Here is a 15,164-nt window from a genome sequence, read left to right on the forward strand (position 1 = left end):
TTCATGCCTAACTGCATTTACGTTACGCTTTAAGTCAGAATACAGGATAAGGAAATGCTAAGAATTAACCGAGAAAATTTGCGAAACAGTCATGAAACGCCTTGGTTAATCTTAGATTTAGTCATGTTAGGTATACTTTTTGTGAACCTAACATGGCTCATTTTCGACGCCTTATACGCCACCGACTTTGTCTATGGTCTATTGGGCACGTATTTTCCCGCTTTTCTTAGTGCTTACGATCCCGTTCACAACAACTTTCTGTTGGTCGACTTGGTGTTTATCGCCATTTTCTTCAGCGAATTTTGCTTCCGGTGGGTTGTAGCTATTGTGCGTAAAGAACACTTACGCTGGTATTTTTTTCCGTTTTTGCATTGGTACGATATCATAGGTCTAATCCCTACTGGACCTACCCGCCTATTTCGTTTCTTGCGCATATTTTCTATTTTGCACCGCCTGCACAAATTCGAAATCATCGACTTAAATCAAACCGCGGTCTTTCGCTTTTTTGCGTTTTACTACGATGTATTTGTTGAAGAGTTAAGCGACCGGATTGTTGTAAAAGTGCTCAGCGATGCGCAAAAAGACATCTCAGCAGGTTCGCCTTTATTAGACGATATCAACGCACAGGTACTGGCCCCCCGCCGTCCTGTCATTACCCAATGGATGGCTGGCGTTATCAACCATTTAGGCCAGTCAATTCAAAGCGAAGAGCACGGCGAGGTGATACGGGAGCACGTGCGCAAGAGCGTGGGTAAAGCGGTGAGAAGTAATGCACAAGTTTCTTCCCTGCATTACCTACCTGTTATCGGCAAAACCATTGAAAATACGTTGGAAGAGTCAGTCACCGATATCGTGACCACATCGCTAGTTAATCTGTTAAGCGACTTAGACGCAGAGCGCATCGACCATTTCATTTCAGTCGGCATGCACGACTATACCCCTACCGCCGATGCACTTGATAAAGAAGTACTTAACGTTGTAAACGAATGCTTAGAACTGGTGAAAGCGCACGTTGCACAGCAGCGTTGGAAGTCACATCTCACCGAAAAAGAATCAGCAATCCCCACTGGCAAGCCCGAAATTTAATTAATTTGCAAAGCGGTAGAGTCAAGGTGAACGCTAGCCAGTATTCTGTTCAGCCACTGTTCATACAAATAAGCTAATATAAAGTCCTTACAAATATAATTATAACGATTAGAAGGGCTTATGATGAAAAGTAAACGCTGCCGAATGTTCAGCCGCTCATTTAACCACGCAATACTAGTAATTTGTATAGCGGCATTTGCTTCAGGCTGTATGGTGATCTTGCCAACCTCTTCTATTTCCACCAACCAAGAACCTGAAAAAATAGTTGAGCGCATTGAATACAATGCAAACCGATGCTGGTCCACACTGCATCAGCCAATCCATAGCGATATAGTCGTAAACACGTATACAATACAAAACGGCTACAAACTCACGGCCAGTCGTAAAGAAGGGAGCACCCCGCAATATCCTTTTTTACACGTCACCGTTACCCACTCAACCTACGGCAGCGAGGTATCTGTTCGAGAAGGTGAGTTTAACTTGGGCACAGACTTAAATTTAAGTGATGATGTAAATCGATGGATATATGGCGACAATAGCTGCTAAGACTGATTAGGCGTACACACTATTTTTCAGTAGTAGACAGAATAATACTCGTCTCACTATTAAGCACGCCTTTAACGCCGCGCACTTCTTTTAAAATGCCATCTAAGTGCGCGAGACTTTCGGCAGTTATAACAATAAGTAAATCCCAATTTCCGTTTGTAGTATGAAACCGCTCAACACCATTCACCTGCCTAAGCTTACTAATAAGCTGTGTTGTACTAAGCCCTTCAAGCTCGACTGACATAAGAGCTTTTATTTTGTCTGGTTGCAGCTGCTCGTTAACACGAATAGTAAAACCGTCGATCACCCCCGAATTTACTAACCTGTCGATTCGTTTTTGCACCGTATTTCGCGATAACGAGAGGACTTCAGCTAGCACGGTTACAGGTGTTCGCGCATCGCGCTTCAATATATCGAGAAGCTCGCGATCTTTCGCATCTAAATCTACATACATGGTCGTTTCCCCAATAGATAAACAAATCGTCGAGTCATTAACGCATTATCCAAGACTAATTAGCGAAAAGCATAATGATAAAACAATTGAGCATTATGCTTAAACTAAATAACAACTTGCAACACCTTGAGCATGGTTAAGTGAATTCGCCAGAGAATAAAATACACGCTCTTTTCAGTGGAAATATTTCAGCTAAGGGCTGTAGGACGTTATATGCAAGCCAGTCACATCAAAAACTCACGATTAACTACACCAAATTCCGTTTTAATGGTACGCCCCTGTGCCTTTCGCCCCAACGAACAAACAGCCAAAGACAATAGTTTTCAGAAGCCCGTTGTATCGACGGGAAAAAATAGAGCGGAAATATCAAAAAATGCGTGTGCGGAATTTGATGAGATGGTTCGCACTTTACGTATGAACCATATAACGGTAGAGGTGTTTGAAACAGAAGGGGAAAACACGCCCGATGCCGTATTTCCAAATAATTGGTTAAGTACACATCCCAACGGTTTGCTTGTCACCTACCCTATGTACTGTGAAAACCGCCGAGCGGAGCGTCGTGACGATATTGTCAGTTATCTGCAGCAACACTATATCGTACAGCAAGCTAAAGATTTATCTTTCCTTGAAGAAGACGGAGATATTGTTGAAGGTACAGGGGCTATGGTGATCGACCATGTAAACGCGCTAGCCTATGTTTGCCTATCCCAACGAGCCAATAAGAGAGCTGTAATGTCGGCGTGTAAAGCTATTGGTTTAACGCCTATATGTTTTAGCGCCTTTGATACTGCTGGTACGGCGATTTACCACACCAACGTAATGATGTGTGTGGGCAGTGATTTTGCCATTGTTGCTACTAGCATGATAGAAGAAAGCGACAAAAATGTGGTGCTTTCAACACTTAAGGAGACAGGTAAAAACGTCATTGAAATTAGCGAAGAACAAGTGAATAGTTTTGCCGGAAACTGCCTAGAGCTTTTGAATAGCAATGGAAAACGTTTATTACTTATATCAGACACTGCTTTTAGTTCAATGAACGAAGAGCAACTAGCTTTACTACCCAGCGATCTTACTTTACTTCCCATCGCAGTGCCTACTATTGAAATGGGAGGAGGCTCCGTCCGCTGCATGGTCGCGGGTATTCACCTTGAGTGTAAAACGATTGGCGCTAAACAAACTACGACTAATAACATCAGCTTTGACACCCGCGTGAGGCTAGCAAAAGGTGATGACTTGGAAGGCTTGCTTGCGTTAGCTGAAGCTGCATCGCCAGGTATGACAACCTTCCCACCGGATAGAGCAACGCTTGATAACAAATTAAAGCGTTCAATTAGAGAAGAACAAAAACTTATGCGTCAAGAGCGTCCAGACTACCTTTTGTTTGTATTGGAGGACCTTCGAACTGGCAAGCTTATTGGTACATCTGCAATTTTTGGTGAATTAGGAAAAGAGGACAGTTTTTATAGTTACAAGCGAGAAAAAGTCGCACAGCGAAATAAATCACTAGGCGCACACTACACCCACGACATACTGCACCTAAGTCACCATTTTGAGGGGTACGCGGAAGTGGCATCACTCTACTTACTGCCTGAATACAGAAAACACTTCAACGGAAAACTACTTTCAAAAGTACGCTACCTTTTTATGGGTTTACATCAGCATGTATTTCCAAAGCAAGTCATGGCCGATCTACGAGGCTATGTAAATAAGGATGGGGAATCGCCTTTCTGGAATGCCGTCGGACGTCACTTTTTTCCTATGACATACGCTGAAGCGGATTTATATGGTGCCGTAAACGGAAATCAATTTATTGCTGATTTAATGCCCAAACTTCCACTGTATGTAAATATGTTACCCAAAGAGGCTCAGTCGGCTATTGGTAAACCACATAACGACGGCCAACCCGCTATGGCAATGCTAGAAAAAGAAGGGTTTAAATTCACGAACTACATCGATATTTTTGATGGTGCGCCAAGTATGGAAGCTGAAGTTTTAAGCCTAAAAACTGTCAAATCAACAAAGCAAGTAAGAATAAAAGTTTGCGAAGGTACTAAGCGTGTCACCGAGAGTAAAATGACGCTTGTCGCCACGTTGAGCCAGCCTTTTTATGCAATGATGGCAGAAACCGAAGAACAAGACGAAATAGCTGTTATCTCTCGCAAAACAGCACAAGCATTAAACGTTAGCTCGGGAGATACCATTTTACTTTCAGATGTTTAGCCTCGTGCGTATATCCAAAAACCGCTGTTCAATGACGAAAGCTCGGTGTGCGCTTTGAGCTTAACTAAAAAGAAAGCCCGCAAATGCGGGCCTTCATTCTGTTAAAAAGTATTGGCTGCTAATTACGCTTTGCGCCAGGTAGTACCGCTTGGGCCGTCTTCTAACACTACGCCTTTTGCGTTTAACGCATCGCGCGCGGCATCTGCCGCTGCCCAGTCTTTGGAGGCACGGGCATCGTTACGCTGTTTAATTAACGCTTCAATTTCAGCCGCTTCGTCGTCATTGCCTTCACCGCCTTTCAAGAAGGTGTCTGGATCACTTTGAAGCATACCCAAAATTGCGCCTAGGCCTTTAAGAACAGCAGCCAGTTTACCTGCTTCTTCTACATTATCTTTTTGGCGGTTAAGCTCACGTGCCACATCGAACAACACCGAAAAGGCTTCAGGTACGTTTAAATCGTCGTTCATTGCCGCTTCAAAGCGCGTTAGGTAGCCACCGTGGTTAAGGTCAGTGCTTTCGTCTACTGTTACACCACGCAGCGCAGTGTACAAACGCTCTAGGGCGGCCTTCGCTTGAGTAATATTGTCTTGAGAGTAACTTAACTGGCTACGGTAATGCGCCGACATCAAGAAGAAACGCAATGTTTCTGAGTCGTGCTCTTTAAGCACATCGCGCAAGGTAAAAAAGTTACCCAATGACTTAGACATTTTTTCGTCATTAACCTGTACCATACCCGCGTGCATCCACACGTTTACGTAAGGTGTGTCATACGCACAGCACGACTGAGCCACTTCGTTTTCGTGATGTGGGAACGTTAAATCTGAGCCACCGCCGTGAATATCAAAGTGCGCACCAAGATGCTTATGATTCATTGCAGAACATTCAATGTGCCATCCCGGACGTCCCTCGCCCCATGGCGATTGCCACGCCGGCTCACCAGGCTTGGTGGTTTTCCACAGTACGAAGTCTAGCGGGTCGTCTTTTCCTGCCGCCACTTCAACACGAGCACCCGCTTTAAGCTGATCTAAGTCTTGTTTGCTTAACTTGCCATAATCTTCGTACTTGCTTACGTCGAATAGTACATCGCCGCTTTTAGCTTGATAGGCGTAACCTTTGTCCATTAGTCGCTGGATAATTTCAATGATCTCATCCATATGTCCACTTACTGTCGGCTCGACGTCTGGCTCTAGTAAGTTAATCGCCGCAAAGTCTTCGTGCATCATGTCAATAGTGCGTGCAGTTAGCGCCTCAAAGCTTTCGCCATTTTCATTGGCGCGAGCAATAATCTTATCGTCGATATCGGTGATATTGCGCACGTACTTCACATCTAAACCAAGGTGGCGCATGTAGCGTACTAAGACATCGAAACTCAGGTAAGTACGGGCATGACCCATATGACTTAGGTCATAAACGGTAATACCACAAACATACAAACCCACTTTCCCTTCTTGAAGCGGTACAAACTTCGCTTTTTCACGGGTTCGGGTGTTGTAAAGATGTAGCATGTCTATATTTCCTATTTGTCATAATTTTTCGGCCGCAAAGTTTAGCACTGTCACGATTTAAATGGTACAAGCCTTTTGCAAGGATATGGCTGGGTTTTGCGATAACCGTCTCTTTGCGCTAACTACTCGTTTTGCGCTAAAATGCCGCCACTTTATATGTATGCTAACACACAGGACAAACCACAATGGTTACGTTAAAAACAAATTTCGGTGACATCACCCTAGAGCTTTTTGAAGATAAAGCGCCTAAAACGGTAGCTAACTTCATTTCTTACGTTGAAGACGGTTTTTTTGATAACACTATTTTTCACCGTGTAATCAACAACTTTATGATCCAAGGTGGTGGTTTTACGCCAGATATGGATCAGAAAGACACAAAAGACCCTATTGAAAACGAAGCGGACAACGGCGTAGCAAACGAAGTGGGTACAATCGCGATGGCGCGTACCCAAGATCCACACTCTGCGACGGCTCAGTTTTTTATTAATGTAAATAACAACGACTTCCTTAACCACTCTAGCAAGTCTGTCAATGGTTGGGGCTACTGTGCATTCGGTAAAGTAACTGAAGGTATGGATGTTGTTGAAAAAATTAAGGCTGTTAAAACCGGTAACAACGGCTATCACCAGGATGTTCCTGTTGAGCCTGTTATCATTGAAAAAGCGACTATTTCTTAAATAGCCGCTGACATCTATGCTTGAATAGCTGTCTCAATAACGCCTTGGCCAATATGATTTTCAAGACATACTCAAGGCCTTGAGTTAAATACAAGCCGCGTTACTTTAACGCGGCTTTTTAAACCACAATAAGAAGATTTATGTCGTTCACCTACTTCATTGCCGACTTGCACCTAAGTGCCGACCGCCCTGACATTACAGAATGCTTAATGCGCTTTTTAAAAGAAGACGCGATTAATGCTGATGCACTTTACGTTCTTGGTGACTTGTTTGAAGTTTGGATTGGCGACGACAACGTTACTCCATTTAACACTGCCATAGCATCAGCTTTCAAGGCAGTGAGTCAGCATTGCCCTATTTACTTTATTCACGGTAATCGCGATTTCGCCATACGTGAAAAGTGGCTATCAAAAGCCGGCATGACGTTATTAAACGAACAAGAAGTTGTAGACTTGTACGGCACACCTACCCTGCTTACTCATGGTGACGAACTATGCACTCGCGATGTTGCTTATCAAAAGTTTCGCAAGAAATCCCGCGGTTGGTGGTGGCCACGTTTAATGCTTGCGCTTCCGTTATGGTATCGACAGCGTGTTGCCGATAACGGTCGCAAGGAAAGTAAGGCTAAGCAGCAAAATCTTAAGCCAGATATTATGGATGTCACGCCTGAAGAAGTGGTGAAAGTCATGGAAAAATGGGGCGTGCAGCGCATGATACATGGCCACACACACAGACCCAACATTCATAGCCTTACAGCAAACGGCAAGCCTGCAACTCGTATTGTACTTGGCGATTGGTATGATCAAGGCAGTGTGTTGAAGGTCACCCCTTCAAAAGCTATGTTACAACATCACAACTTTAAGTAAGAAAATCTGACACTTACAAGTGGTCCTACCAATTTTTTATTACTGTTAAAAAAGTTTCAATGTGTGCACTTCCTTACCCCTGACTCACTATAAAACGTAAGCTTTAATAATCTTCAATCGGCCGCAAAATGCCTCGGCAATACAGTTTTGTGACATTTGTGACAGTTTAGCAATATAAATGTCAAAGAATTGTCACCTTCTCTCCATACGCTCTCTGTGATTTAACGATTCACTCTCCATGCAAGAAATGATGATGGGCAGTGATGAGATGTCTAGACAACACCACAACCAATACAAACAATACGTTTAGGAAAAAATCATGAATCGTAACTGGAAAGTGGCATGCACCGCAGTTGCTCTAGCGGTTTCTGCTAGTCTTCAAGCGGCTGTGTTACCCGAGCACCAAACTAACAGCGCTTGGTTTACTGATGCCCAAACCAAACTAACTACAAAGCTACAAACCAACAATCAGTTCAAAGCAAAGAATGTTATTTTGTTTGTGGGCGATGGTATGGGTATTTCAACGCTCACCTCGGCAAGAATTCACAAAGGCCAACTGGCAGGTAACCCTGGTGAAGAAGGTTATTTGAGTTTCGAAAGCTTTCCTCATACGGCCCTAGTTAAAACCTACAATGTAGACGCTCAAACCCCAGATTCAGCAGGCACCATGACCGCAATGATGTCGGGTCTTAAGACTGACGTGGGTGTGATTGGTGTTGACGAAGATATTGAGCGCGGTGATTGCTCAACGGTCGCAGGCAACGAAGTTATTACCGCGCTGGAGCTTGCTGAAGTAAAAGGCTTGTCTACAGGTATTATTTCTACTGCTCGCATCACCCATGCGACTCCCGCGGCAACTTACGCCAAGTCTGCTGACCGTAATTGGGAAGATATTTCTGATATGCCAGAAGCCGCTTTAACTGCTGGCTGTAGTGACATTGCTGACCAGCTCGTCAATTTTGAAACTTACTTAGAAGCTCGCTACACCGGTGTTGATGTTGACGGCATTGATGTCGCTATGGGCGGTGGTCGCCGTCATTTCTTGCCAAAAGATGCTGCATTCAATAGCCCAGATGCAGTTAGTGACGTTGAGGGAGATAGAACCGACGGACGCGACCTTACGGCAGAATGGCAGACCATGTACGAAAATGGTGTATACGTTTATGACCAAGCAGGTTTTGACGCGATAGACACTGAAAGCGTTGAGCGTGTATTCGGCCTTTTCAACGAGTCGCATATGCAATACGAAGCAGACCGCGGAAATGACATCGCTGGCGAACCATCAGTTGCAGAGATGACAGAAACGGCAATCAATATTCTTAATAACAACGAGAACGGCTTTTTCTTAATGGTAGAATCAGGCCGTATTGACCACGCTCACCATGCGGGTAACGCGGCGGGTGCACTTACTGACACTCTAGCATTTGAAGAAGCAGTAATGACTGCGGTTGAAAATACCGATCCTTCCGAAACATTAATCCTCGTTACTGCTGATCACGGACATGTGTTCACAATTGCAGGCTACCCGAAGCGCGGTAATCCTATTCTAGGCAAAGTGGTTAACGTGGGGTCAGACGAACCTGCAACAGCGTCTGATGGCACTCCTTACACCACACTCGGTTACACCAACGGTCTAGGTTTTCGCAACCTAGGTGATGAAACGAATTCTGATGCCACGTACGCACTGGAAAACGCAGCCGGCCGTGTTGATATTACCAATATCGACACAACAACGCCTGGTTATCACCAAGAAGCACTTATTCCATTGAGTTCAGAAACACACTCTGGCGAAGACATTGCGCTACATGCAACAGGGCCTGGAAGCCAGCTTGCGCAAGGCGTAATAGAGCAGAACGTTGTTTTCCACTTGATTAATCAAGCGCTTGGCCTTGTAAACGAGTAAGTAGAGATAAGAATATGAACCTTTTTAAATTAAGTATAATTGCGGTAGCAGTAGCAGGTCTTTCAGCGTGTAGCTTAGAGGGCGACGATGGTAGCGATGGCGCACCTGGTGCTAATGGCTCTGATGGTCAAAACGGTTTAACAAGCCTTACCGTGCAAACAGAGTTAGCGGTTGGCGATGCTAACTGCCCTAACTCTGGTATTCGCATCGACTCTGGCTTAGACGCGGATGCCGACGGCACGCTTGGTGATTCTGAAATCACTTCTACCAGCTATGTTTGTGTTCCTGGTGTAAACAGCGTAAGCAATAGCGAACTACTGACTAGCCTCAATAACGAGTGGTTTGTGGCTGCTAAAAACGAAGTAGAAAACAATAAAGCGGTTTGGATGAACGCAACATCGGGTGAAAGTACAGCGTCATCGAACGCGTCTTTTACTGCGACTGTAAATTCGCAAGAAGAATTGAAAGCCATGGTAGCGAACCTGCGTGGTAAAGCGAAAAACGTTATCTTGTTTGTCGGTGACGGCATGGGCGTTTCTACCGTTACAGCGGCGCGTATTCTAGATGGTCAGATGAACGGCCTAGCGGGCGAAGAAAACCAGCTTAGCTTTGACAAATTCCCATTCTCTGGGCTTTCAAAAACTTATAACGTTGATGCCCAAACACCTGATTCTGCAGGTACCATGACCGCAATGATGAGCGGCATAAAAACTGACGTTGGTGTTATTGGCGTAGACGAAGATATTGAGCGCGGTGATTGCTCTACGGTTGTGGGTAACGAATTGGTTACGGCACTTGAGCTTGCTGAAATTGCAGGAAAATCGACAGGCATCATTTCTACTGCTCGCATTACGCACGCCACGCCGGCGGCAACCTATGCAAAATCAGCGGATCGCAACTGGGAAGACATTTCAGATATGCCAGAAGATGCAATTACTGCAGGTTGTTCTGACATTGCCGAGCAGCTAGTTAATTTCGAAGCTAACTTGGAAGCGAACTTTGAAGGATTAGACGTTGATGGCCTTGAAGTTGTGATGGGTGGCGGACGCCGTCACTTCTTACCGCGTGACGAAGCATTTAACAGCCCAGACGCTGCAAGCAGTGTAGAAGGTGATCGTACAGATGGACGTGATTTAACGGCCGAGTGGCAAGCCATGTACGAAAACGGCGTTTATATCTATGATAAGTCTGGATTCGACGGACTAGATACTGAAACCACTGAAAGAATCTTTGCACTTTTTAACGAATCACACATGCAATACGAAGCCGACCGCGGCAACGACATCGCCGGTGAACCATCTATCGCTGAAATGACTAGTGCGGCCATTAAAGTGCTAGATAACAATGAAGAAGGTTTCTTCCTGATGGTTGAATCCGGTCGTATCGACCACGCTCACCACGCGGGTAATGCTTACGGTGCACTTTACGACACTATCGCTTTTGCTGAAGCTGTTGATACTGCTGACAAGCTTACTGATGACGAAGAAACTCTCATTATAGTAACCGCCGACCACGGTCACGTCTTTACCATTGCTGGTTATCCTAAGCGCGGCAACCCCATTTTGGGCAAAGTGGTAAACGTGGGTTCAGATGAAGCCGCTACAGCCGCTGACGGTACCCCATACACCACGCTTGGCTATACCAATGGTTTAGGCTTTAGAAATCTGGGAGACGTCACTAACTCAGATGCATCTTATTTAGAAGGCCCTGATACAGGTCGTAAAGATATCACTGATGTCGATACTACAACACCAGGCTATCACCAAGAAGCTTTAATCCCATTAGGGTCGGAAACACACTCAGGTGAAGATGTAGGCATTTACGCCAAAGGCCCTGGCGCTTTCCTTGTAAACGGCACTAACGAGCAAAGCGTTATATTCCACGTTATCGATTTTGCTGGAGACTTTGTATCTCAAGCAGAAAATGCAATGGAATAAATTTTAAAAAAGTAATGCAAAGGCGGCCTTTGGTCGCCTTTCCGCTTCAGTTAATAACATCATTCTCGGTAGGATAAATGAATGAAATTATTCAATGCATTTGCGCTGATTTTTTTTACAAGTGCGAGTACGTGTAGCTTAGCTCAAGTCGCTGAGTCTTCGTCGGTAGTTAATGTATCTAGTGAGCAGACGTGTAAGAAAGACAGTGGCAGCCTATTTGCTAATTATGAAATAAGCACGACAAGCCCATCAAAAACCTCACGAACTACATCCCTTCATTTGTGGCGAAACGGCAACAAGGTTGCACATGAATACCCTGCAACCAATATTACTGAGTCATGGACGCTTGTTAGAAACAAATTTATAAAACCTACTCGCTTTTTCGATGCTCATCAGCGCGCTATTGAATACCAGCCTGGTGAAACCATTCACGGAAAAAAAGAGTCGGACTTTTCATACCGCTACCAACTTATTAGCGACAAACTTATTGATGTCATGACACTAGATACAGTAGGCGGTAAAGGCTGTAATACAGTGGAATACTATTCACTAGATAACAGTCAGGGCCACTTTAAATTGGCATGGCTTCCCCATCTAAAATTAATAGAATCTTTTAGCGTTGATAAAAGTGGGTATGTAAGAGAGTGGAAACTCAAAACCGCCGATTTCAATAAGAATACGAAAGACTTCTTTACAAAAAGACAAAACTATCAAAGTACAGATTACGCTGATATTGGCGATGACCACACCGATCCTTTTTTAACCAAAATGGTTACCCAAGGCTTTATTGAAGCAGGAGCCAGTGGCTACTACGATGAGCATGGTCACAGTATCGGTGAAGGTCACTCACACTAAACCTTAAAAGCCTCTTTCTAAATGGCTGTGCCTGCAGTACGGCCATTTATTCACTAGGAAAAGGTTTTGTTACAAACTAGCCGAAAGTACATGTGTCAGACGCTGGCTTAATTTTTGTTCTGTGGTATAAAGAATAAAAGCAAGTTAGTCATCATGGATGGTGTAAATGACAGATGTTCTTCTTTCCCCTACAAACTTCTGGTTTAGCATTTCGCTTATAGCCGTTTTCTTTATTTTCATACTAGAACTTGTTAGCACTATTTTTGGTATAAGCCTGTTGGGGTTAGGCGATGATTTTGCAGAGTTTGATGGCGATGGGTTTCTTAATACCTCGTTTGCCAACTGGCTTAATATCAATAAAGTTCCCTTTCTTATTTACCTGGTAGTACTTCTTACTCTATTCGGTTTAGTTGGCTTGATGGTTAACGGCTTAACAGCGAGTGCACTCGGCTATACCTTGCCAGCTTTCCTATCCGTTCCTCTTGCATTTGTTATTGGCGCATTCGTAACAGCTAAAACCGTAAAGGTAATTTCAGGCTTGTTGCCTAGTGTAGAGTCTAGCGCGGTTAACAGCGATGACTTCATTGGGTCTGTGGCCGAAATCACGATTGGAAAAGCAAGCCGAGGCAACCCAGCTGAAGCAAAGTTTACCGACCATTATTCACAGCCTCATTTTGTGTTAGTAGAACCTTTCGAAGATGAAGAGTTGTTCGCACAGGGAGAGCGCGTCATTTTAGTTCAGAAAAAACAACACAGCTGGTTAGCAACCCGCTACCTATAACCTAAAAGAGATAAAAGTATGGATACAATTCAACCATCTAGCTTGCCGTCAATACTCTTTATTGCCGGTGCTATTGTTGTAGGGCTTATCGTTATTGGCCTTATCTTTGCCAAACTTTACACCCGCGCGACGAAAGAAACAGCGTTCGTAAGAACCGGTTTAGGCGGTGAAAAAGTCATTAAGGACGGTGGCGCTATCGTGCTTCCTGTCGTTCACGAAATAATTCCAGTAAATATGAACACCCTTCGTATAGAAGTGGAAAAAATTCAAAAAGACGCGCTTATTACCAAAGATCGCATGCGTGTTGATGTTAAGGCAGACTTCTATTTACGCGTGGCCCCCAATGCCAATGGCATATCAATGGCTGCACAAACGCTAGGAACGCGCACCACTCGCGCTGAAGAAGTTAAAAAGCTAATGGAGTCTAAGTTTGTTGACGTACTACGTGCGGTAGCTGCTGAAATGAGCATGACCGAAATGCATGAGCAGCGTGCTGACTTTGTACAAAAAGTTCAGCAAAGCGTGGCTAACGACCTTGAAAAGAACGGTCTTGAGTTAGAATCGGTGAGCTTGACTGGTTTTGACCAAACCGACCTACAGTTTTTCAATGAAAACAACGCTTTCGATGCCGAGGGGCGTGCACGCTTAACGAAGATCATTGAAGAAAAACGCAAAGAAACCAACGATATTCAACAAGAAAACCGCATTTTCATTGAACAGCGTAATTTGGCTGCTGAGAAACAATCGCTAGAAGTGAAACGAGATGAAGAAGAAGCTCGCTTAGCCCAAGAGCAAATTCTTGCCTTTAAACGTCAGGAACAAAAAGCAGAAATTGCTAAGCAGCGCGAAATGAAAGAACGGGAAGAGCGCGAAGCAGAGATTGCTAAAAACCGTGCTATCGAGGCTGCGGAAATTGAAAAATCACGGGAAATTGAAACCCAAGAAATTGCTAAGCGTCAGGCATTAGAGCAAGCGCGCATTCGTCAGCAGCAAGAAGTTGAGGTTTCTGAGCAAATTAAACAAATTGCCGTTGCGACAAAATCTGAGGAAGAGTCGGCCGCGCGTGCTAAAGCTGCTGAAGCGGAAAAAGCTAAAGTGGAAAAAGTGGAAGCAGTAACCACAGCGAAAATGGTGGCAGAAGCTGAGCGTAAGAAACAAATTGAAGTTATAGACGCGCGTAAAGAGGCAGAGCGTGAGGCTGTGGGCATTACCGTAGAAGCACAAGCTAAGAAAGAAGCAGCTGAAAACTCTGCTGCCGCCATCCTTACGGAAGCTAAGGCTGCTGCCGATGCAAAAATGCTTCAGGCTGAAGCTGATGAGAAAGTGCTTGCTGTTGAAGCACAAGGTAAACAAGCGCTTTATGAGGCTGAAAATACGCTTAAGACCGAGCAAATTGAGCTGCAAAAAGCCCTTGCCATGCTCAAAATATTGCCTGAGCTTGTGGCACACGCCGTTAAACCACTTGAAAACATAGAAGGTATTAAAATTCTTCAAGGCTACGGCCAAGGGAGTGGCGTGAAAGGCGATCACACCGTTGCTACTGCTGGTAGTGGTTTAGCTGAACAAGTAACGCAAGCCGCACTAAGCTATCGTGCTAACGCCCCACTGGTAGACTCTATGTTGCGTGAAGTGGGCTTGGTCGATGCGGAAAAAGGCACATTAGATGATTTGGTAACAGGCAACAGCGACATACTGACCAAGGCCAATGCAGTAAAACCTAAACCTATTGTGGCAGCACCAGAAAACCTAAATGGTAATAAAGCGTCGGAAGAGCTTCCGGCTGATTAGTGCTCATTGAGCTAGTATTTAGCTAGCTAATGCGACACAACACCCAAAGCCCTGTAATTCAACAGGGCTTTTTGTTTTCACGTAATTTATCAACTAATACTTTTAACCGAAGTGGCAAGATTTTGCTTCCCGGGATACAGCGCCTACGGTATGGCTAAAGGAGCCATAGAGGTAATGAGTCGTTACCTGGCTGCAGAGTTAGGAGCCCGTAAAATTAGAGTAAACACCCTGGCTCCAGGTGCCATTGAGACTGACTTTAGCGGTGGCTATGTTCGCGATAATAGCGAAGTCAATAATGCTATAGCCTCTCAGACCGCTTTGGGCCGCGTTGGCCAACCCGAAGATATAGGTGGTGTTATTGCAGCGCTATTAAGTAACGATAGTTATTGGATTAACGGCCAAAGGGTTGAGGCATCTGGTGGTATGAAGTTGTAACACCATTAGCATGATGGCGTTGATGTCAGCTTTCACTTATTAACGAAGTTAGGTTAAACGCCTTTGTAACCTTTCAAGCTGCAAAGGCGTATCATAAGGAGTAACATACAC

Annotated in this window: 12 protein-coding genes and 1 pseudogene; 11 read left to right on the forward strand and 2 right to left on the reverse strand. The window is 44.5% G+C overall.

Annotation, left to right across the window (positions count from 1 at the left end; translation table 11 throughout):
- Positions 1-54: 54 nt before the first annotated feature.
- Complete coding sequence (locus MHN09_RS15160) at positions 55-1,086, forward strand: hypothetical protein (protein WP_014976870.1); 1,032 nt, start codon at positions 55-57, stop codon at positions 1,084-1,086.
- A gap of 120 nt (positions 1,087-1,206) precedes the next feature.
- Positions 1,207-1,632 carry a halomucin gene (locus MHN09_RS15165; protein WP_239241310.1) on the forward strand — a complete coding sequence of 142 codons (426 nt, stop codon included), beginning with the start codon at positions 1,207-1,209 and terminating at the stop codon, positions 1,630-1,632.
- A gap of 19 nt (positions 1,633-1,651) precedes the next feature.
- Here MHN09_RS15165 and MHN09_RS15170 read toward each other — a convergent pair whose 3' ends face one another.
- Complete coding sequence (locus MHN09_RS15170) at positions 1,652-2,086, reverse strand: Lrp/AsnC family transcriptional regulator (RefSeq protein WP_014949919.1); 435 nt, start codon at positions 2,084-2,086, stop codon at positions 1,652-1,654.
- A 213-nt stretch (positions 2,087-2,299) separates the two neighbouring features.
- Here MHN09_RS15170 and MHN09_RS15175 point away from each other — a divergent pair, with 213 nt between their 5' ends.
- The gene (locus MHN09_RS15175) at positions 2,300-4,306 is read left to right on the forward strand and encodes an arginine N-succinyltransferase (protein WP_239241312.1); all 2,007 of its coding nucleotides are present in this window, start codon (positions 2,300-2,302) and stop codon (positions 4,304-4,306) included.
- Between the two features lie 122 nt (positions 4,307-4,428).
- Here MHN09_RS15175 and cysS read toward each other — a convergent pair whose 3' ends face one another.
- A complete protein-coding gene (cysS, locus tag MHN09_RS15180) occupies positions 4,429-5,811 on the reverse strand; it encodes a cysteine--tRNA ligase (RefSeq protein ID WP_239241314.1) in 1,383 nt (460 codons plus the stop codon).
- A gap of 185 nt (positions 5,812-5,996) precedes the next feature.
- On the opposite strand from cysS, the gene MHN09_RS15185 reads away from it, so the two are divergent.
- The 8 genes and pseudogenes from MHN09_RS15185 to MHN09_RS15220 all read left to right on the forward strand — a co-directional run.
- Positions 5,997-6,488 (forward strand): peptidylprolyl isomerase, encoded by a 492-nt coding sequence (locus MHN09_RS15185; protein ID WP_239241316.1) that lies wholly within the window; start codon positions 5,997-5,999, stop codon positions 6,486-6,488.
- A gap of 140 nt (positions 6,489-6,628) precedes the next feature.
- Positions 6,629-7,354 carry a UDP-2,3-diacylglucosamine diphosphatase gene (gene lpxH, locus MHN09_RS15190; RefSeq protein ID WP_239241318.1) on the forward strand — a complete coding sequence of 242 codons (726 nt, stop codon included), beginning with the start codon at positions 6,629-6,631 and terminating at the stop codon, positions 7,352-7,354.
- A gap of 319 nt (positions 7,355-7,673) precedes the next feature.
- The gene (locus MHN09_RS15195) at positions 7,674-9,257 is read left to right on the forward strand and encodes an alkaline phosphatase (protein WP_239241320.1); all 1,584 of its coding nucleotides are present in this window, start codon (positions 7,674-7,676) and stop codon (positions 9,255-9,257) included.
- 14 nt (positions 9,258-9,271) lie between these two features.
- Positions 9,272-11,194 (forward strand): alkaline phosphatase, encoded by a 1,923-nt coding sequence (locus MHN09_RS15200; protein ID WP_239241322.1) that lies wholly within the window; start codon positions 9,272-9,274, stop codon positions 11,192-11,194.
- Positions 11,195-11,275: 81 nt separating this feature from the next.
- The gene (locus tag MHN09_RS15205; RefSeq protein WP_230962121.1) at positions 11,276-12,049 is read left to right on the forward strand and encodes a hypothetical protein; all 774 of its coding nucleotides are present in this window, start codon (positions 11,276-11,278) and stop codon (positions 12,047-12,049) included.
- Positions 12,050-12,215: 166 nt separating this feature from the next.
- A complete protein-coding gene (locus MHN09_RS15210) occupies positions 12,216-12,830 on the forward strand; it encodes an OB-fold-containig protein (protein ID WP_014949924.1) in 615 nt (204 codons plus the stop codon).
- 18 nt (positions 12,831-12,848) lie between these two features.
- Positions 12,849-14,618, forward strand: coding sequence for a flotillin domain-containing protein (locus tag MHN09_RS15215; protein ID WP_039236487.1), 1,770 nt, complete (start codon positions 12,849-12,851; stop codon positions 14,616-14,618).
- Positions 14,619-14,713: 95 nt separating this feature from the next.
- A pseudogene (locus MHN09_RS15220) lies at positions 14,714-15,053 on the forward strand (SDR family oxidoreductase); the annotation flags it as partial.
- Between the last annotated feature and the right edge of the window lie 111 nt (positions 15,054-15,164).

It is taken from the genome of Alteromonas sp. MmMcT2-5 (assembly GCF_022348315.1).
Taxonomy (GTDB): domain Bacteria; phylum Pseudomonadota; class Gammaproteobacteria; order Enterobacterales; family Alteromonadaceae; genus Alteromonas; species Alteromonas macleodii.